The sequence below is a fragment of the Microbacterium sp. LWH13-1.2 genome (assembly GCF_038397735.1).
Classification (GTDB): Bacteria; Actinomycetota; Actinomycetes; order Actinomycetales; family Microbacteriaceae; genus Microbacterium.
This window is the reverse complement of sequence record NZ_CP151635.1, coordinates 41900-60903: the sequence shown is the minus strand read 5'-3', so window position 1 is coordinate 60903 and position 19004 is coordinate 41900. Positions and strand designations below refer to the sequence as shown.

Below are 19004 nucleotides of genomic sequence, written 5' to 3'. Positions count from 1 at the left end.
CGGAGGGGTGTTCGACCCATGTGCTTCTCCCGATGATCTTCGTGCGACTGCGTTGCCGCACCGCCGCTCAAGCTACGCCGGGCTTCCGTCTACACACCAGAGTCGGGGATTATTCCTGGCCGAACGGCCAGCCGACTCGCCAATGGTCGACAGTAGGCTGGAGGAGTGGCATCCTCCCCCGTCCTGACGACCCGCGTGCTGCTGGTCTGCGCCGCGATCGGCGTCGCCACGGGCATGCTCGGGGGGATCGCCGGCTGGATCACTCTCCCTGTTCTCGCGGGACCGGCATTCCTCTACGGCCTCGTCCTCGGCTCGCACGTCCTTCCGGGCATCATCGCGCAGGAGGTGCTGCGCCGGCCCCTGGTCGCACTCGTCACGCACGTCATCGCCGCGCTCATCTCGAGCGCTTTCAACCCGGCCTGGACGCTGCGCTTCATCGGCACCGCACTGCTGTTCGGCGCGATCCAGGAGGGCATCGCCGCACTCACTCGGTACCGCTCGTGGGGGCCGTGGCGCTTCTTCATCTCAGCCGGGGTCATCGGGGTCATCGTGGCGGTCGTGGTGTTCTTCGCCGCTCACCTGGCCGTGCTGCCGCCATGGGCGCAGATCGCCTATCTCGTGATCTCGGTGCTCGGCCCCGTCGCCTGGACGGCCGTGGGGTTGGCGATCGGCGGCGCCCTGAGCCGGGCAGGCGTAGCCCGGCGCTGAGCGCCGATCGCGCGCAATCCGGCGCGTGGCGATTCAGGTAAGGCTCAGCTAAGTTAGAACGGTACCGATCCGCCGAAACCGGGGTTATGCCGTGCGCTCATCCGCGCCCCTTCTCGGCGTGCGTGACCTCTCGATCACGCACGCCGATGCGGTGCGCCCCTCGCCCCTCGACGTCACGTTCGACGTCCACCCCGGCGAGGTCGTGCTGCTTCTCGGCCCCTCCGGTTCGGGCAAGTCGACGCTCACGCTCGCACTCAACGGGCTCGTCCCGCATGCCGTGCCCGCGACCATGACGGGGTCGGTCGAAGCCGGTGGGCTCGACACCGCCGACACTCTCACCGCCACGCTGAGCACCCACGTCGCGATGGTCTTCCAAGACCCGGATGCGCAGATCGTCACCGGCACCGTCTACGACGAGGTCGCGTTCGGACCCGAGAACCTGCTGCTCCCCCTCGACGAGGTGCACGCAAGGACGGCGGACGCGCTCGGTCGCGTCGGCCTGTGGGACAGGCGCCACGAGAACCCCGACCGACTGTCGGGCGGCGGGCGTCAGCGCCTCGCGATCGCGTGCGCACTGGCCATGGGATCGCCCCTGATCGTGCTCGACGAGCCGACCGCGAACCTCGACCCGCAGGGCATCGACGATGTCTATGCCGCACTGAACGATGTGGTCGCCGCCGGCGACCGGGCCATCCTGCTCGTCGAACACAACCTCGACGCGGCGATGGGCTTCGTCACCCGCACGATCGTGCTCGACCGTGCCGGACGCGTCGTGTTCGACGGCCCGGCGGCCGAGATCATCCGCACGCACGCCCCCGAGCTCATGGCCATGGGGGTCTGGTTGCCTGCAGCGACGCTCGCCGCACTCCGGATGCAGGATGCCGGCGCGCACTTCGACGAGCTGCCCCTCACGCCGGACGAGCTCGCCACCGCACTGGCCGCAGCCACTGTCCACTCCGTTTCGACTCGACCCTCTCGCGCGACGACCGGGGACAGCACCCGCCCGACGACCGAGGACAGCACCGGTTCGTTGAGCGAGGAGCGCAGCGACGAGACGAGACGCCCCGGCTCCCCGGCCACGGGCACACCGATCATCAGCGCCCGCGGTCTGACCATCCGCCGCCATCGCACTGAGATCCTGCACGGCATCGACCTCGACGTCGCGCCGGGCACCCTTACCGCCATCGTCGGCACGAACGGTGCGGGCAAGACGACGCTGCTGCAATCGCTCGCCGGGGTCGTTCCGCCGCCGAAGCGGCAGGTGGACGTCGACGGCGTCGACCCAGGGGCGGCGTCACCGAGAGAGCTCGCGAGCCGCATCGGCTTCGTGTTCCAGAATCCCGAGCACCAGTTCATCGCTCACACGGTCTTCGACGAACTCGCCCACGGCCTGCGACTGAGACACACGCCTGATGTCGAGATCACCGAGCGCGTCGATTCGATGCTCGCGCGGTTCGGGCTCGAGACCAAAGCCGACGTGCACCCGTTCCTGCTCTCGGGCGGAGAGAAGCGACGGCTCTCGGTCGGCACGGCGCTGATCACCCGCCCGCAGGTGCTCGCGCTGGACGAGCCGACGTTCGGACAGGACCGCGCCAGAGCATCCGAGCTGCTCGCGCTGCTGCATGACCTGCGCGACGAGGGAACGACGATCCTGATCGTGACACACGACCTGCAGCTCGTCGCCGAGCACGCCTCGCACATCGTCATCCTGAAGGACGGTCGCGTGCACGCCGCCGACAGAACCGACGTGCTCTTCCGCGACGAGACGCCCTTCGTCGAGGCCGGGCTCCGGCTCCCGGCGCTCCAGCGCGTGCTCGCCGCCGCCGGGCGGGCGATCGCATGAGCGCGCAGACGTTCGACCCGTATGCCGCGGTCACCGCGTCCTCTCGCCGCCAGTTCCTCCACGCCCTGAATCCTCTGGCCAAGGTCGCCGGCGTCGCGCCGGCCATGGTGGTGCTGATCTTCGTGCGCGATCTCGCGACCCCGGCCGCCTTCCTGGTGCTGTCGCTCGCTCTGATCGTCGTGGGGGCCCGGCTCTCGGTGCGCACCGCAGCGCTGCTGTTGCTCGCACTGCCCGTGGGCATGCTCGCGATCGGTCTCGGATTCTCGCTGTGGGTCGACGCGGGAATCGTCGGCGACACCCCGCCGGCTGTGCAGATCGGCGACTGGACGCTCTACCAAGGGGCGCTCGCTATCGGCTTCGCCACAGCGCTCCGTCTCGGCGCGATCGTCTCCCTGGCGCTGATCGGCGGCCTCACCACCACCGGACCCGACCTCGTGCGCGCGAGCGTGCAGCAGCTGCGGGTGCCCTATCGGATCGGCTACACGGCGCTGGCCGCCTTCCGGTTCGTGCCGCGGTTCGGGCATGAGCTGTCCGTGATCCGAGCAGCGCACCGTGTGCGCGGTCATCACGGCGGCAGCGGACCGTTCGCGAGGATCGCTCGAGGATGGGGCTACATCGTGCCGCTGCTCGCTGGAGCCATCCGTCATGCCGAGCGCGTCGCTCTCGCGATGGACTCCCGTGCCTTCGGCGCCCACCCCTCGCGCACCGAACGCCACCTCGTGCCGTTCCGCACGCGCGACACCGTCTTCGTCATCGCCTCGATCGCCGCATCCACCGCGATCTTCGTGTTGTTCTTCCCCTGGCAGCTGCCCTGAAAGGCGCCCGCATGGCATTCAGCAAACTGGTCAAGCCCGAGTCGTCCGAGCTCATCCACCTCAACGTCGTGCGCACCGAACGGCTCGCCCCGCACTGGATCAGAGTCACGCTCGGCGGAGGCGAGATCGAGAAGTTCCGGCCGATGGGCTTCGATCAGTGGTTCCGACTCTTCCTGCCGATCGGCGGGGATGCCGGACTCGACCGAGTGCCGGCGAAGGCCAACAAGATGTTCGGGTATCTCAAGTTCCTGCGGATCCCCGACGGCGAGCGTCCGGTGATGCGCAACTACAGCGTGCGGTCGTATCGCCCGGCGACCGCGGAGGCCGGCGCCGAGATCGACGTCGACTTCGTGCTGCACGGATCCGCGGCCGACGGCACAGCAGGCCCCGCATCCCGATGGGCCGAGACGTGCGAGCCCGGCGAGCATGTGCTGATCATCGACGAGGGACTCACCTTCAATCCGCAGCGCGGCACCGAGCGGGTCGTGCTCGTCGGCGACGAGACCGCGCTGCCGGCGATCGCGTCGATCTGCGCGTCGCTCCCCGCTGATGCGACCGGCACGGCGCTCATCGAGGTGCCGACCGAAGAGGATGCACTGGAGTTCCCGCACCCCGTCGGAGTCGAGGTCGTCTGGCTCGTACGTCCGCATGAGTTCGCCCCCGGTTCGTTCGCGCTCGCCCGGCTCGGAGAGCTGTCGCTGCCCGATGCGCCGTTCCATGCCTATGCCGCGGGCGAGCAGTCGCTCGCCTCGGGCGCCCGCAAACACCTCGTCGGCGAGCGCGGGGTCGACAAGAACGCAGTCAGCTTCTGCGGCTATTGGAAGGTCGGCGCATCCTCGCCGGCCTCGAAGACCGCCCGCGACGCCGCTGCGGAGCCCCTCGCATGAGCGGGTCGGATGACGCGCGCCCGAACCCCTACGCGGGGTCGCCGACCGGTGCGGGGTCGGCGCCCGGTGCGGGGTCAGAAACGCATCCGAAAACGTCTCCTGAGGTGCAGAATCGACCCCGCAGCGGCGGTGAACGCTCGCGCTTCCGGTTCCCGACTGCGATCCTGCTGACCTGCGCCGCACTCGGCGTCGCCGGCGGCATCCTGCTCGCACCCGCCAACTGGATCTCGACGCTCCTGTTCCTCGGCCTCCCGTTCGCCAGTGTGGGCCTGGCCGGGCTCTGGCTGCTGCCCTCGGTGATCGCCCTGCGCCTGTTGCGGCGCCCGCTGGTCGGGCTGCTGGTGGGCCTCCTCGCCGGTCTCGTGATCGTCCCGTTCTCCGGATACGGCTTCAGCAGCGTGGCCACGAACGTCTGGTGGGCGGCCTTCACCGAGCTCCCTTTCCTGTTCGTGCTGTGGCGGTACTGGGGAACCTGGCTGCACTACCTCGGCGCGGCGATCGTCGGCATCGTCTATCCGATCCTCGCGTGGACGTCTTTCAACCTCGGCACCTTCGACCTGGGGCTGCAGATCACGTTCTTCGCGATCACGCTCGCGAGCTGCCTCGGCGGCACGGCACTCGGCATCCTGATCGCCGATCGGCTGCGCCGTGCGGGTGTCGGCGGTCGCCTGCCCCGCTGATTCCGCCACAACGAGAAGGGCCCAGGATGACGGCATCCTGGGCCCTTCTGCAGACGATACGTCAGCGCTTGCCGACGATCTGACGACCGACGAGGTCGCGCATGATCTCGTTCGTGCCGCCGTAGATGCGGTGCACCCGGGCATCCGTGAAGGCCCGAGCGATCGGGTACTCCATGATGTAGCCGTAGCCGCCGTGAAGCTGCACGCCCGTGTCGAGCACCTCCCACTCGCGCTCGGTCGCCCAGAACTTGACCTTCGCGGCGTCCTCGGCGGTGAGCGTGCTGTTCTTGTAGGCGAGCAGCGCGCGGTCGATGTACGCCCACATCGCGTCGGTGGTCGCGGCCATGTCGGCGAGCCGGAAGCGGGTGCTCTGGAAGTCCGCGATGCGCTCGCCGAACGCCTCGCGGTCCTTCGTGTAGGCGACGGTCCAGTCGAGCGCTGCCTGCGCGGCCGCGGCCGCGGCGACCCCGATCGAGAGGCGCTCGAGAGGCAGGTTGAGCATCAGCTGGATGAATCCCTGACCCTCCTTGCCGCTGATGAGGTTCTCGTCGGGGATGAACACGTCGGTGAAGCTGAGCTCGGCCGTGTCCCAGCCGTGGAACCCCATCTTGCTGAGCTTCTTGCCCTGATCGAAGCCCTCCATGCCCTTCTCGACGAGCAGCAGACTGAACGCGTCGGGACGGTTGCCCTCGCCGGTCTTGACGAAGGTCACCACGACGTCGGCGGTCGTGCCGGAGGAGATGAACGTCTTGGCTCCGTTGAGGATGTAGCCGCCGTCGACCTTCTTGGCGTTGGTCTTGATGCCGCGGAGGTCCGAGCCCGCACCCGGGTCGGTCATCGCGAGAGCGCCGAGCACTTCACCCGTGGCCATGCGGGGCAGCCACTTCTCCTTCTGCTCCTGCGTGCCCATGTGCACGAGGTAGGGCACGGCCAGGTCGTCCTGGATGCCGAAGGCGCCCGCCAGCGAACCCGCGCCCGAGGCGATGACCTCCTCCATCACGATCGTGCGGAAGCGATAGTCCTGCAGCATCCCGGCGCCGCCGAACTCCTCGGGGACAGACAGACCGATCAGGCCCGCCTCGCCGGCTGCCAGCATGGTCGCCCGGTCGATCTCGCCCGCGGCGTCCCACCCCTCGATCGCCTCATTGGTCACGTGGCGCTTGACGAAATCCTTGACGAGGTCGCGGAATGCCTCGTGATCCTCTTCGTAGATGTCGCGTTCCATTGCGTCCTCCTGAACGTTCGTGCGTCATTGCTCCGGCGATTCTATGCCGGTTCACCGACACCGGGACAGCCCGTTGTGAGAATGCATCCCACATTCGGTGGGACTCGGTACCGCGATTGTCGTATGCCGCAATGCGACCGTCCCGACGACGTTCGGCCCTGCTTTCAGTGCGTGTAGTCGGGTGCCGCGGGGAGCCCGAAGAACTCCTCGAGCGTGTGGTATCCGCCGTGGTGGTACGCGGCTGCGAGGTCTCGCCCGAGGTACCGGAGGTGCCAGGGCTCGGGTTTGTATCCGGTGATGCCGGAGCCGACCTGCTCGTAGCGGACGATGAATCCGTACTCCCAGGCGTTCGCCGCGATCCACTCCCCCTGCGCCGTGGAGCCGAACGCCTCGATCGCCCCGCACCGGGCGTCGCAGGCAACGAGATCGATGGCGAGCCCGGTCTGATGCTCACTGTGCCCGGCCCGCGCCGACGACGCATCCGCACCGGCCTGCCCGCTGTTGCGCACGTGCGAGGCATGGGTCGCCACCTGGAGATCGTACGAGCGGTAGCCGTTGTTCGCCCCGATGCGCCCCGCACCCTCGGCTGCCGCGGCAGCGGCCATCTCACCCACCGCCGAGGCGACATCGGCGCGCGCCTGACCGGACGCGGTCGTCATCTGCAGCGGGATGTCCGCGAGCGACTGCGGGGCGAAGGCGACGGGTGCGAGCGGACGCGCCTTGTTCACGACCACCCAGACATGGGCGGGATCGTCGAGCGCCACGCACGGCGCATTGCCGGCGATGACGGCTGCGCGGAAGCTCTCCGCACCGCCGAAGCCGGCGATGATCGCCGCATCATCGGCCACCGCGATCGCCTCCAGCACGCTCGGTTCCGAGCACGGGTCGGCCGCCGTGGTCGCGCCGACCTCGACCGAGGGAACCTCCTGAACGACGAGCGGCTGCGGCATCGCCGCCTCCTCCGCCGCCGAGTTCGCGATGGGCGCGCCGGCGATCGACAGCAGGATGCCGACGGCGGTCACCGCAAGACCGATGGGCAGCGCGGGTCCGCGAATCGGGGAACGCGGCGCCGCATGCTGAGGCTGCGGCGCGAAGTACATGCTCCCATTGTCCCTTAAGTCCGATAGAACATATATCCCATACGGGTTGACTCCACTGTCGTTTCTATGTTCGAATGTCTGTCATGCGGTGGCAGGGACAGAAGCTCGGTGACGTGGATGCCGCGGCGCTGCCCGGACTCGAGAACCGCTCGAACGTCCTCCGCACGGTGACGACCCCCGATTTCACGGGCATGACGTTCCACGAGGTGCTGTCGAAGTCCGCGCTCAACCATGTTCCGGGCGCGTCGCGCATGCCGTTCGCGTGGACCATCAACCCGTACCGCGGATGCAGCCATGCCTGTGTGTACTGCTTCGCTCGCGGCACGCACGAGTACCTCGACCTCGACGGCGGATCCGACTTCGACTCGCAGATCGTCGTGAAGGTCAACGTGGTCGAAGTACTGCAGAAGGAACTCCGCAAAGGCAGCTGGGAGCACGAGACCGTCGCGCTGGGCACGAACACGGATCCGTATCAGCGCGCCGAGGGTCGCTACAGGCTGATGCCGGGGATCATCGACGCCCTCGCCGCCTCGGGCACGCCGATGTCGATCCTCACGAAAGGCACGTTGATCAGGCGTGACATCCCCCTGCTGGTGAAGGCCGCGCAGCGGGTGCCCGTCGACATCCAGATGTCGATCGCGATGTACGACGACGAGCTGCAGAAGGCGATCGAGCCCGGCACCCCGACCACACAGGCGCGACTCGACACCGTACGGGCGCTGCGGGATGCCGGCTTCCGGGTCACCGTCTTCCTGATGCCGATCATGCCGCACATGACCGACTCGGTCGAGGCGATCGACACCGCTCTGCGCCGCATCAAGGAGGCTGGAGCGAGTCGCGTGATCTACGGCGCTCTGCACCTCCGCGCCGGCGTGAAGCCCTGGTTCATGCAGTGGCTCGGCGACTTCCGCCCCGACCTCGTCTCGTCGTATCGGGGGCTCTATCCCGGCGTCTCGGCCGAGGCGCCGAAGGGATATCGGCAGTGGCTCGCGAAACGGGCTCGGCCTCTGATCCGGCTGCACGGGCTCGACGGGCAGCACGAAGACGACTACCCGGTGCGCGGCATCCGGTCGTCCGCTCCGCACGGACGCCCGGCGCCCGCGTTCGCTCCTGCGCCCTCCCCGGCGCAGCCGATGCTGTTCTGAGCGTGCATCGGCGCGTTCGGCGAGGCGCCGAGAGCGATCGGTCGAGGTCCGGAGGGTGCCTCCAGGGCGCGTAGGCTCGGACGTTATGGCTATCGGCTCCACAATGCACACGTTCGAGGTCCAGCTGGCCGACATGGATCGCGGTGTGTACGACGACTTCTCGCTGCGCGTGGCGCGGCATCCGTCCGAGACCGATGCGTACATGCTCACCCGCGTGCTGGCCTACGGGCTCGAGTTCACCGAGGGCATCACGTTCGGCGGCGGCATCTCGCAGACCGACGAGCCCGCCGTCCTGGTGCGCGACCTCACCGGCCAGACCACCGCATGGATCGAGATCGGCGCCCCCGACGCCGAGCGCCTGCACTACGGCAGTCGGCTCGCCGAGCGCACCGTCGTCTACACGCACCGCGACCCGGCGAAGGTCATGGCCCCGTGGGCCGACAAGCGGATCCACCGCTCCGAGGACATCCGCGTCTACAGCTTCGACCCCGGCTTCATCGATTCCGCCGCGCCGCTCATCGAGCGCCGCAACACCATGACCCTCACCGTCACCGAGCAGGTGCTCTACCTCGACCTCAACGGAACGACTCTGACGACGGCGATCCACGAGCACGAACTCGGCTGAGTCGACCGGACGCTTCGGGATCAGCTGACGCGCCTGCATCCCCACGGCATCCGCGCGCGACGAAGGCCCCGCCCCCGCAGATGCAGGGACGGGGCCTTCGAGCGTGACGGGTCAGGCTGTGAGGTCTGCGGCGGTCGGAACGCGACCGGCGATCTCCTCGATCAGGTCGTCGTCCAGACGGGCGTTCTCGAACGGGGCGTCGATCTCGGCACGCTCCAGCAGTTCGGTCATGCGACGCTGGCGCTGACGCGTGATCAGCGTCACGACGCGGCCCGAACGACCGGCGCGGCCCGTGCGGCCCGAGCGGTGCAGGTACGTCTTGTACTCGTCGGGAGCATCGGCCTGGACGACCAGGTCGATGTCGTCGACGTGGATGCCGCGGGCGGCGACGTCCGTCGCGACGAGCACGTTGACTCGCCCCGAGGTCAGACGCTCGAGGTTGCGCGTGCGCTTGGCCTGGTTGAGGTCACCGTGGAGTGAGACCGCGGGGATGCCGGCGTCGTCGAACTGCTCGGCGAGCATGTCGGCATACGCACGGGTGCGGGCGAAGACCAGGGTCTTGCCCTCGCGGTCGACGAGCGAGGTCAGGATGTCGGCCTTGTCGCGGTGCTCGATCACGAGCACGCGGTGCTCGATGGTGCTCGAGTCCTGGTCCTCACCGGCGACCTCGTAGACGGCCGGGTCGACGAGGAACTCGTCGACGAGAGCCGCGACCTCACGGTCGAGCGTCGCCGAGAAGAGCAGCTTCTGGCTGCCGTCGGCGGTGTGACGCAGGATGCGCTGCACGGGCTCGACGAAACCGAGCTCGCACATGTGGTCGGCCTCGTCGAGCACCGCGATGCGGCAGTCCGAGAGGTCGAGCTTGCCCTGGTTGATGAGGTCCTCGATACGTCCGGGAGTGCCGATGACGATGTCGACGCCCTTCTTCAGCGCACCCACCTGGCGACCCTGGGGGACACCGCCGTAGATCTGCGTGGTGAAGAGGCCGACGCTGCGGGCGATCGGCTGGATCGTGCGGTCGATCTGCAGCGCGAGCTCGCGCGTCGGAGCGAGGATGATCGCGCGGGGCGACCGGCCGAACTCACGACGCTTGCCCGCCTGCGACTGCAGCACGCGCTCGACGAGCGGTGCGCCGAAGGCGATGGTCTTGCCGGAGCCGGTGCGGCCACGGGCGAGGACATCGCGCCCCTCGAGCACGGCCGGGATGCTGGCCGCCTGGATCGGGAACGGCGTCGCCGCGCCCATGCCGACGAGGGTCTCGACGATGTTCGATCCGAGACCGAGGTCGCCGAAGGTCACACCGTCGACCTCGACCGCAGCCACGGACTTGGCCTCGAGGCGCTCGTGCACGACGTCATCCGTCGGCTCGAACTTCTTGGCGGGTGCCGCGCTCGACGTGGCGTTCCAGTCGTTGCGGCTGGGGCGCTCGTTGCGCGCCGGCCGCCCGCGGGTGTCCGACGTCAGCGGGCGGGGGCGCTCGGTGCGGTACGCGCCACCGGTCGACGGACGCGCGCGCTCGTCGCGGCCGCCCTCGAACGAACGCTGAGTGCGGTCGCGGTCGAAGGCACGACGCGCACGGTCGGCGTCGTAGGAGCGCTCAGGGCGCTCGGCGCCGCCACGGTCATCACGACGCGGGCCTGCGCCACGGTCGTCACGACGAGGACGGTCGTCGCGGTCGAAGCGCGGACGCTCGGATGCTGCGCGGTCGAAGCGCGGACGCTCAGTGCGGTCGCCCGAGCGGGCAGGACGGTCGTCGCGGTTGAAGCGCGGACGCTCGGACGCACCGCGGTCGTCGCGCTGCGGGCGGTCGTCTCGGGAGAAACGCTGGCCGCCGCGATCATCGCGGAAGACACCGGAACGCTGGTCACGGCGGTCGTCACGACCCGGCCGTCCGCCATCGCGGTGATCGTTGTCGCGGAAGCCCTGGCGCTGGGTGCCCGCACCGCGGTCGTCACGGCGCGGACGCTCGTCACGCTGGCCGCCGCGCTCATCGCGGTACGTGCCGGGACCGGTCGGACGCTGGCCGCCGCGGTCATCGCGACGCGGACGGTCGAAGCCCGAGGAGGAGCGGTCGTTGTAGCGCGGACGCTCGTCGCGGTTGTGCGGCGCCTCGCGGCGACCCGACTCGGCACGGTTGCGGATGCCGCGCGACTCGTCGCGACCCGCACGCTCCTGAGCGCTCCAGCGCTGCTTGGGCGCTCCCTCTTCGGCGGGACGGTAGCCGCGGTGGCTCGCGCTGCGGCTGCCGGGGCGACGGTCGAAACCTGCGGTCGCGGTGCGGCGCTCACCGGCATCCGCGCGTCCGCCGCGAGCATCGCGGGAATCGCGCGTGTCGCGACCTGCGTCGCGGCCTCCGGCGTGGCGGTCGTGGAACGAGGTCTTGTTCGCGCCGTAGCGCGGCTCGAAGTTGGCGGCGGGACGGCCGCCGCGCGGCTTCTTGTTCTTGGGCATGGGTGTGTCCTTCTGAGTTCTCGCACGAGAACGGCGCTGCGCACACGCGCGAGCACCCTGCGCCGGATCGGATGAGATCGGGCGGGGTTCCGGACTGTCAGCGGCCGGGGCCATTCATGTGATGGTTGATTAGCGTCGAGCGACGCTCACCATCGGCCCCTGGACTCACACTTCTTACACAAAAACGTCCGCGCGCTGCGCGGGTGTCCGAAGCCGACGCATCAAGTGTAGCGGTCGCTCCTGAAAATCCGCCCAGTCCCCCTGTCCCTCGCGGCTCGCCATACGATTGCGAGGTGAACTCCGCATCCCCCACCGGCACCCAGGTGCACCTCCAGCTCGGCGATGTCAGCGCCCAGATCGCCCAGGTCGGCGCATCCCTCCGATCGCTCCGCATCGGCTCGGTCGATCTGATCTCGCCGTATCCGGCCGACTCTCCGACCCCGTCGTGCTCGGGGGTCGTGCTCGCGCCGTGGCCGAACCGAGTGCGCGACGGCCGGTGGGACGACGAGGGCACCGTCCGCCAGTTGGCCATCACCGAGCCGAAGTTCGCCAATGCGAGCCACGGTCTGCTGCGTTTCACTGCCTACGCCGTCGAAGAGTCAGCGTCGGCGACGACGCTGAGCGCCACGATCGTGCCGCAGACCGGATACCCGTACCTGATCGAGACGAGCGTCACCTACGTGCTGCGCGCTGACGGCATCGACGTCACGCATGCTCTGACGAACCGGTCGGCGACGGCGGCGCCGGTCGCTCTCGGCACGCACCCGTTCCTCACGATCAGCGATGTCGACCCGCACGATCTCGTGCTGCGCGTGCCGGCTCAGACAGAGATCACGACCGACGAGCGGATGCTGCCCACCGGCACCCGGCCCGCGGATGCCGCGCTTCGCGATGGCGCCCGTCTCGGAGATGTGACGCTCGACACGGGATTCACCGACCTCGAGCGCGATGCCGACGGGCTCGTCCGGCACTCGCTGACCGCCCCCGACGGACGCCGTGTCACGCTCTGGCAGGGCGCCGGCTTCGACGTCGTTCAGGTCTACACGACCGACAAGTACCCGGGGCAGTCGCTCGCCGTCGCGATCGAGCCCATGACCGCCCCCGCCGATGCGCTGAACAGCGGCACGGGCCTCCGTCGTCTCGCACCGGGCGAGACCTGGACCCTCGAGTGGGGCATCACGCTCGACTGACCCCTGACGCCCGCGTGCAGGATTCAGCATGAGACGGCCGATGCCCGCCCGGGAATCGCTTCCGGGCGGGCATCGGGTACAGCCGTGCTGAATTGTGAACGCGGCGGCGGTCAGTCTCCGCGCTCGCGGAGCTCCCGACGGGTCAGCTGCGGCGCGTGCGGCAGACCAGACCCACCGGCACCGGCACCGGCACCTCCACCGGCCAGCGCCAGATCACCCGCAGGCGCCGGGCCGTCGGACGGCTCGTCGCCGTCGACCGGCGCAGACCCGTCGTCGCCGGATCCCGCCTTGCGGGCCCGACGCCGCTCCTTCGCACCTTCGACGAGGTTGTAGAGCGTCGGCAGCACGATGAGCGTCAGCACGGTCGACGAGATGAGCCCGCCGATCACGACGATCGCGAGCGGCTGCGAGATGAACCCGCCATGCCCGGTGATGCCCAGTGCCATCGGGGTGAGCGCGAAGATCGTCGCGAGCGCCGTCATGAGGATGGGGCGCAGACGCTTCTCTCCACCGGCCTTGACCGCGTCGAGAGTCGACAGCCCCTTCTCGCGATACTGGTTCACCAGGTCGATGAGCACGATCGCGTTCGTTACCACGATGCCGATCAGCATCAGCACACCGATCAGCGAGGCGACGCCCAGCGGCACGCCCGTGACGATCTGCAGCAGGATCGCACCGGTCGCCGCGAACGGCACCGACACGAGCAGCAGCAGCGGCTGGCGCAGCGACTTGAACGTCGCCACCATCACGACGTAGACGATCAGGATCGCGGCGAGCATCGCGAGACCGAGCTGTGAGAACGAGTCGGCCTGCTGCGTCGCGACGCCGCCGACCTCGGCTGATGCACCGTCGGGCAGGTCGACGGCGGCGAGCGCCTCGGTGACCGACTGCGTCGCCACGGCGAGGTTGTCGGATGCCGGGGGCACGGTGATCGTCGCGGTGCGGCGTCCCTGCTCGGTGGTGATCGAGGTCGGGCCGTTGCGTTCCTCGACCGTCGCGATGTCCTGCAGCTGCACGACGCCGAGGGCACTGGGGATCGTGAGCTCGCGCAGCGCCTGCGCGGTGGTCGGCGGCTCGGCTGCTGCAAGGTAGATCGTCAGCGCGGTGTCGTCGATCTCGACCGTGCCCACCTGCTGGGGGCGCATCGTGTTCGACACGAGCGCGCCGACGGCGACCTCGGACAGCCCACGCGCGGCTGCGGCGTCGCGGTCGACGACCACGGCGAGGTACGGCAGCGCGGCCGCGAGGTTGTCGGTGACCTTGCCGATGCCGTCGCGTCCTTCGAGCTCGTCGACCACGGCGGTGGTGGCGGTCTGCAGGTCGTCGGCGTTCGACGCGGTGACCGAGATCTCGATGTCGCTGGAGCCGAGACCGGCGGATGCGGCGACCGACACCTCGCCGACGTCGGTGAGGTCCTCGATCGCATCCTGCACCGCGGTGCGGAGCTTCTCCTGGTCGGCGTCCGCATCGGTGAGCACCGAATAGGTCACGCCGGCGCCGCCCGAGAACGCGTCGCGCAGAGCTGATCCGCTCGAGCCGATCGAGGCCTGCACGGTGGTGACGCCGTCGATCTCGAGCAGTGCGTCCTCGACGGCGACGGCCGCCTCCGACTTGGTCTCGAGGCTCGCGGTCGGACCGAGGTCCTGCGTGACGGTCATGGTGTTCTGACCCGAGTCGCTGAGGAAGTTGACCTTCATCAGCGGAGCCGCGGCGAGTGTGGCTCCGAGCACCACGACCGCGAGGATCACGGTGAGACCGGAGTGCTTCAGGGTCCACCCGAGGATCGGGCGGTAGGCGCTCTGGAGGCGCGTGGGCGGAGCATCCGGGTGCTCGGGGTCGATCTGCACGCCGCTCTCGTCGAGCAGCGGCTTGCCCGGGCGCAGGAACCAGTACGCGAGCACCGGGACGATCGTCAGCGACACGAGCAGCGAGGCCACCATCGCGATCGACACGGTCATCGCGAACGGCCGGAACAGCTCTCCGACCATGTCTCCGACGAACACGATCGGCAGGAACACCGCGACCGTCGTGATGGTCGACGACGTCACCGCCATCGCCACCTCGCGCACGGCGAGCCGGATGGCATCGCCCTTGTCGGCATCGCCGACGTAGTGCCTCTTGATGTTCTCGATCACGACGATCGAGTCGTCGACCACTCGTCCGATCGCGATCGTGAGCGCGCCGAGGGTGAGGATGTTGAGCGAGTAGCCGAACGCCTGCAGCCCGATGAAGGTGATCAGGACGCTGGTCGGGATCGAGATCGCCGTGACGAGCGTCGAGCGGATCGACAGCAGGAAGACGAGGATGACGACCACGGCGAAGACGAGCCCGAGCAACCCCTCGGTCGCGAGCGTCTCGATCGACTGCTGGATGAAGGGCGCCTGGTCGAAGATGATCGTGAACTTCGCGTCGGGGAAGGCCTCTTCGATCGTGTCGAGCGCGGCGATGACCCCCTGAGACACCTCGACCGTGTTCGCGGCGGGCAGCTTGGTGATCGAGATCGAGAGGGCGTCCTCGCCGTCGACGCGCGAGATCGACGAGATCGGGTCGGTCTCCTGCACGACCGTCGCGACGTCGCCGACCTTGGCGGTCGTGCCGACCAGCGGAAGGGCTGCGATCTCCTCGACGGAAGTGATCTTCGCGCCGGTCTGCACCGTCAGGGTCTGACCGTCTTCGGTGATGTCGCCGCCGGGGAACAGCGTGCCGTTCTGCTCCAGCGCCGTGCTGATCGCCTGCGTGCTCTCCCCCACCGCGGCGAGCTTGGCCACATCCGGCGTGATCGTGATGCGCTGGCCGACCCCTCCGATGAGCTGCGCGGCGTTGACGCCGTCGACGTCCTCGAGCTCGGGGATCGCCACGCTCGTGAGTTGGGCCTGCGCGTTCTCGGCGTCGTCGAAGCCGGTCACCGCGACCTGGATCACGGGGAAGTCGTCGATCGACACCGCGAGCACCTGCGGGCTCAGGTCGGCGGGCAGCTGACCCGAGATGCGGTTGATCGCCTGCTGGATCTTCTGCTCCGCGGTCGCGAGGTTCGTGCCGTAGGCGAAGGTCGCCTGCACGATCGACGCGTTGGTCGTGCTGGTCGCGGTGGTTCCTTCGAGTCCGGGGACGCCCTGGATCGCCGACTCGATCGGCGTCGAGACGTCGTTCTCGACGACCTCGGGCGACGCACCGGGGTACGTCGTCATGACCATCAGGTTGGGCAGCTCGAGCGAGGGGATGAGCTCCTGCTTGAGGTTCGTCAGAGCGAGTCCGCCGAACACGGCCGCGACGATCGTGATCAGTGCGATCAGTGCGCGGTTCTTGAGACTCAGGACGGCGAGGTTCGACAAGGCGGATTCTCTCTCGATCGGATCAGGCGGATGCTGCGGCAGCGGATGCGGAGGGGGACGCCGGAGAAGGAGTGAGGATCCCGGCGAGGGCGTCGCGGATGAGCTCTTCGTCGAGCGGCTCGTCGTGGATCTGAGAGTGCCAGAGTACGCCGTCGATGAAGACGGCGGCGGCCCTGGCGCGGTCGGGTCCGTGAACGGGTGCGATGAATCCCACGACCTCGTCGGACCACTGCCTAGCGAACGCCCGCACACGCGGGTCGTGCACGGCGGCGGTGACGACGGCACGGTCGGCCTGGATAGCCCGCGCATCCGTGAGGCCCTGATGCACCAGTCTCGCGAGGCCGGCGGGCGTGACGCCCTCGACCACCACCGCACGGCGGGTCTCGTCGATGCGGGCCTCGATCTCGGCGGCGAGCGCGCCGATGGCGGCTTCGCGCAGGTCGTCGAGCGTGGCGAAGTACTGCGTGGTCGCACCGAGCGGCACACCCGCGCGGGCGGCGACCTTGCGGTGGGTGAGGGCGTCGACGCCGATCTCGATGATGAGCTCTGCGGCGGCGGTGACGATCTCCAGACGGCGCGCCTCAGGGTCACGGCGGCGGCGTGTGCCCTCGCTCATGCGGATCCCCCTGCGCTGTCATGCCTGTACGCACGTACATGTACGTTTGTACATTCTGCCGCGAGAACCTGGAGATTTGCCCGGCAGAAGCGGGAAGCATCCGGTCTACTCGACCTGGCCGCGCTCGAAGTACGCGACGAGGTCGGCATCCAGCGGGGGGATCGTGATCGCCGAGCCGTCCGCGCGCAGCGACTCCGTCGCGAGGATGCCGGCGGCCACCGCCTCGCGAGCGGCCACGGGCGACGTCTCGGTGACCCCTCCGTCGCGCACGAACCGCAGGAACTCCGCGACGAGAAGCGCATCGGCGCCGTCGTGCCCCGCGCCCTCCGCCGCGGGCACGACGAACGTCTCGTCGGCGTCTGCGGCGCCTCGGTGACGCCGGTTCCACAGCCTGACCTCGCTGCCGGCGGTGTCGCCGACGTTCTCGATGCGCCCCTCGGTGCCGATCACGGTGTAGTTGCGCCAGTAGTCGGGCGTGAAATGGCACTGCTGGTACGAGGCGAGGATGCCCCCCGACAGGCGCATGTTGACCATCGAGATGTCCTCGACGTCGATCACCGGGTTCAGGCCCGTGAGCGATGCGGGCGGCCAGTTGTCGACGCTGAACCAGTCGGGCATCCGCTCTCCGGTGCGATCGCGGCGATCGGTGATGTCGCCGTAGACGCTGAGCTCGCCCATGGCGGCGACCTGCTCGGTATAGGCGCCCGCGAGCCAGTGGATGATGTCGATGTCGTGCGCGCCCTTCTGCAGGAGCAGCCCCGTCGTGCGGCGGCGGTCGGCGTGCCAGTCCTTGAAGTAGTAGTCGCCTCCGTGTCCGACGAAGTGGCGCACCCACACGGCCTTGACGTCTCCGATCCGCCCATCCTGGATGAGCTGACGCATCAGGGTGATCACCGGCATGTGGCGCATGTTGTGACCGATGTAGAGCCGGCTGCCGGTGCGCCGCGCCGTCTCGAGCATCGCGTCGGCGTCGGCGAGGTCGATGGCGAGGGGCTTCTCGCAGAACACCGCGACACCCGCCTCGAGGGCGCGGATGCTGAGAGCTGCGTGAGTGTCGTCGGGCGTCAGCACCATGACGGCGTCGACTCCTGAGGAGAGCAGCTCGTCGAGCGAGTCGGTGACGAGCGCCTCGGGAAGCAGACGCCGGGCGTCGACACGCGCACGCTCCGACGGGTCGCAGATCGCGGTGATGCGCGACCCCTGACCGGGGCGGTGCACCTCCTCGCGCAGTGTGGCGCGCGCGCCGAAGCCGATGATTCCGATGGTGAGATCCACGGTGGTCCTTCTGAGAGTCGAGTCGTATGTGCGCGGACGCCTGCGTCAGCGCGCGAGAGCGGTGGGTGCGTCGAGGTCCGTCGACGCCCCGGGGAACAGCGACCACGCGAACTCGTGCAGCCGCGTGGGTGCGTCGTCCGCCGCGAGCGCGCGGTCGATGATGATGCGCGCCTGCCGGTCGTAGAAGTCGGTCGGTCCGACCGTGGTCAGGGTGGGTGCGATGAGCTGCGCGTCGGGGGTGTTGCCCACTCCGATCACCGCGACGTCGTGAGGCACGCGCAGCCCGAGCATGTGCGCCGCATTGATGGCCGCGATGGCCGCGAAGTCGGTCGTCGCGTAGATCGCATCCGGTCGATCGTCGTGCGAGAGCAGCCGCACCGCCGCGGCGAAGGCGCTCGCCTGCCCCTCGGTGTAGGTCACCGTCCACTCGGGATCGACCTCGAGTCCGGCAGCCGCCATCTTCTCGAGGTAGGGCGTGTATCGGGTGACCTGCGTCGGCGCGAGGCGCACGGCGCCCTCCGCGGCAAGGCACCCGATCGCCGTGTGGCGCTCGAGCAGGTGTTCCATCGCGAGCTCGCACCCCGGGATCGCATCCGAGCGCACGACGTCGAAGCCCGCGGGTTCGAGGTGCTCTGAGAACACGACGAGCCGCTGCCCGCGCTGCACGAGGTCGGCGAGCTTGCGCTCGGCATCCTCGTCGATCCCCACGCCGTCGAGGTACGCGACATCGCTCTCGACCCGGTCGAGAGCCGCATGCCAGTCCCCGTCGGCGAGGATGAGCGTCGTGAGGCCGTGCCTGTTCGCCTCGACGTTCACGGCATCGGCCACCGCGAGCGACCACGGGTCGCTGAGCATGTGCAGCGAGAGCTGCACCATGCCGCTGCGCCCGGTGCGGATCGTCCGCGCCGCGATGTTGGGCCGGTAGTTGAGCTCGTCGGCCGCTGCGAGCACCTTCGCCGCCGTGGCCTCGGCGACGCCCGCCCCCGATGCCGCGCCCGAGCGTCCGGAGAACACGTACGACACCGTGGCGGTCGAGACGCCCGCACGCTCTGCGACCATCCTGAGAGTCGGACGCCGTGAGGTCGTCGACTGCTGCCTGCGCTCTGCCATCG

At 69.2% G+C, this 19004-nt stretch carries 15 protein-coding genes; 8 read left to right on the top strand and 7 right to left on the bottom strand.

Annotated features, from left to right (window positions below; genetic code table 11):
- Positions 1–165: 165 nt before the first annotated feature.
- The 5 genes from MRBLWH13_RS00275 (at position 166) to MRBLWH13_RS00255 (ending at position 4933) form a co-directional block, all read left to right on the top strand.
- Complete coding sequence (locus MRBLWH13_RS00275) at positions 166–708, top strand: ECF transporter S component (protein ID WP_341956366.1); 543 nt, start codon at positions 166–168, stop codon at positions 706–708.
- A gap of 91 nt (positions 709–799) precedes the next feature.
- Complete coding sequence (locus MRBLWH13_RS00270) at positions 800–2551, top strand: ABC transporter ATP-binding protein (RefSeq protein ID WP_341956365.1); 1752 nt, start codon at positions 800–802, stop codon at positions 2549–2551.
- Entirely contained in the window at positions 2548–3366 is an 819-nt protein-coding gene (locus MRBLWH13_RS00265) for an energy-coupling factor transporter transmembrane component T (protein WP_341956364.1), read from the top strand. Before MRBLWH13_RS00270 ends, MRBLWH13_RS00265 begins: the two co-directional genes overlap by 4 nt.
- An 11-nt stretch (positions 3367–3377) precedes the next feature.
- Entirely contained in the window at positions 3378–4253 is an 876-nt protein-coding gene (locus MRBLWH13_RS00260) for a siderophore-interacting protein (RefSeq protein ID WP_341956363.1), read from the top strand.
- A gap of 104 nt (positions 4254–4357) precedes the next feature.
- Positions 4358–4933: an ECF transporter S component gene (locus MRBLWH13_RS00255; RefSeq protein WP_341956362.1), complete on the top strand. Its 576-nt coding sequence runs from the start codon at positions 4358–4360 to the stop codon at positions 4931–4933.
- A 61-nt stretch (positions 4934–4994) separates the two neighbouring features.
- Here MRBLWH13_RS00255 and MRBLWH13_RS00250 read toward each other — a convergent pair whose 3' ends face one another.
- A complete protein-coding gene (locus MRBLWH13_RS00250) occupies positions 4995–6158 on the bottom strand; it encodes an acyl-CoA dehydrogenase family protein (RefSeq protein ID WP_341956361.1) in 1164 nt (387 codons plus the stop codon).
- A gap of 164 nt (positions 6159–6322) precedes the next feature.
- Positions 6323–7258, bottom strand: coding sequence for a M15 family metallopeptidase (locus MRBLWH13_RS00245; RefSeq protein WP_056510349.1), 936 nt, complete (start codon positions 7256–7258; stop codon positions 6323–6325).
- Between the two features lie 83 nt (positions 7259–7341).
- On the opposite strand from MRBLWH13_RS00245, the gene MRBLWH13_RS00240 reads away from it, so the two are divergent.
- Together MRBLWH13_RS00240 and MRBLWH13_RS00235 are read left to right on the top strand one after the other, a co-directional pair.
- A complete protein-coding gene (locus tag MRBLWH13_RS00240) occupies positions 7342–8403 on the top strand; it encodes an Rv2578c family radical SAM protein (RefSeq protein WP_341956360.1) in 1062 nt (353 codons plus the stop codon).
- 85 nt (positions 8404–8488) lie between these two features.
- Complete coding sequence (locus tag MRBLWH13_RS00235; protein WP_341956359.1) at positions 8489–9028, top strand: YaeQ family protein; 540 nt, start codon at positions 8489–8491, stop codon at positions 9026–9028.
- Between the two features lie 111 nt (positions 9029–9139).
- Here the strand turns inward: MRBLWH13_RS00235 and MRBLWH13_RS00230 are convergent, their stop codons facing one another.
- Positions 9140–11479: a DEAD/DEAH box helicase gene (locus MRBLWH13_RS00230; RefSeq protein ID WP_341956358.1), complete on the bottom strand. Its 2340-nt coding sequence runs from the start codon at positions 11477–11479 to the stop codon at positions 9140–9142.
- 293 nt (positions 11480–11772) lie between these two features.
- Here MRBLWH13_RS00230 and MRBLWH13_RS00225 point away from each other — a divergent pair, with 293 nt between their 5' ends.
- Entirely contained in the window at positions 11773–12669 is an 897-nt protein-coding gene (locus MRBLWH13_RS00225; protein ID WP_341956357.1) for an aldose 1-epimerase family protein, read from the top strand.
- 110 nt (positions 12670–12779) lie between these two features.
- Here MRBLWH13_RS00225 and MRBLWH13_RS00220 read toward each other — a convergent pair whose 3' ends face one another.
- From MRBLWH13_RS00220 to MRBLWH13_RS00205, 4 genes are all read right to left on the bottom strand, one after another.
- On the bottom strand, positions 12780–16001 hold the full coding sequence (locus MRBLWH13_RS00220; protein ID WP_341956356.1) for an efflux RND transporter permease subunit: 3222 nt from the start codon (positions 15999–16001) through the stop codon (positions 12780–12782).
- Positions 16002–16023: 22 nt separating this feature from the next.
- Positions 16024–16617 carry a TetR family transcriptional regulator gene (locus MRBLWH13_RS00215; protein WP_341956355.1) on the bottom strand — a complete coding sequence of 198 codons (594 nt, stop codon included), beginning with the start codon at positions 16615–16617 and terminating at the stop codon, positions 16024–16026.
- A gap of 105 nt (positions 16618–16722) precedes the next feature.
- Positions 16723–17892, bottom strand: a complete 1170-nt coding sequence (locus MRBLWH13_RS00210) for a Gfo/Idh/MocA family oxidoreductase (protein ID WP_341956354.1) — start codon at positions 17890–17892, stop codon at positions 16723–16725.
- A 45-nt stretch (positions 17893–17937) separates the two neighbouring features.
- Positions 17938–19002, bottom strand: coding sequence for a LacI family DNA-binding transcriptional regulator (locus MRBLWH13_RS00205; protein WP_341956353.1), 1065 nt, complete (start codon positions 19000–19002; stop codon positions 17938–17940).
- Positions 19003–19004 lie beyond the last annotated feature (2 nt).

Coding starts and splice junctions, on each gene's coding strand:
- MRBLWH13_RS00265 (WP_341956364.1), top strand. CDS start 2,548: ATGAGCGCGCAGACGTTCGACCCGTATGCCGCGGTCACCGCGTCCTCT.
- MRBLWH13_RS00260 (WP_341956363.1), top strand. CDS start 3,378: ATGGCATTCAGCAAACTGGTCAAGCCCGAGTCGTCCGAGCTCATCCAC.
- MRBLWH13_RS00250 (WP_341956361.1), bottom strand. CDS start 6,158: ATGGAACGCGACATCTACGAAGAGGATCACGAGGCATTCCGCGACCTC.
- MRBLWH13_RS00245 (WP_056510349.1), bottom strand. CDS start 7,258: ATGTACTTCGCGCCGCAGCCTCAGCATGCGGCGCCGCGTTCCCCGATT.
- MRBLWH13_RS00240 (WP_341956360.1), top strand. CDS start 7,342: ATGCGGTGGCAGGGACAGAAGCTCGGTGACGTGGATGCCGCGGCGCTG.
- MRBLWH13_RS00235 (WP_341956359.1), top strand. CDS start 8,489: ATGGCTATCGGCTCCACAATGCACACGTTCGAGGTCCAGCTGGCCGAC.
- MRBLWH13_RS00230 (WP_341956358.1), bottom strand. CDS start 11,479: ATGCCCAAGAACAAGAAGCCGCGCGGCGGCCGTCCCGCCGCCAACTTC.
- MRBLWH13_RS00215 (WP_341956355.1), bottom strand. CDS start 16,617: ATGAGCGAGGGCACACGCCGCCGCCGTGACCCTGAGGCGCGCCGTCTG.
- MRBLWH13_RS00205 (WP_341956353.1), bottom strand. CDS start 19,002: ATGGCAGAGCGCAGGCAGCAGTCGACGACCTCACGGCGTCCGACTCTC.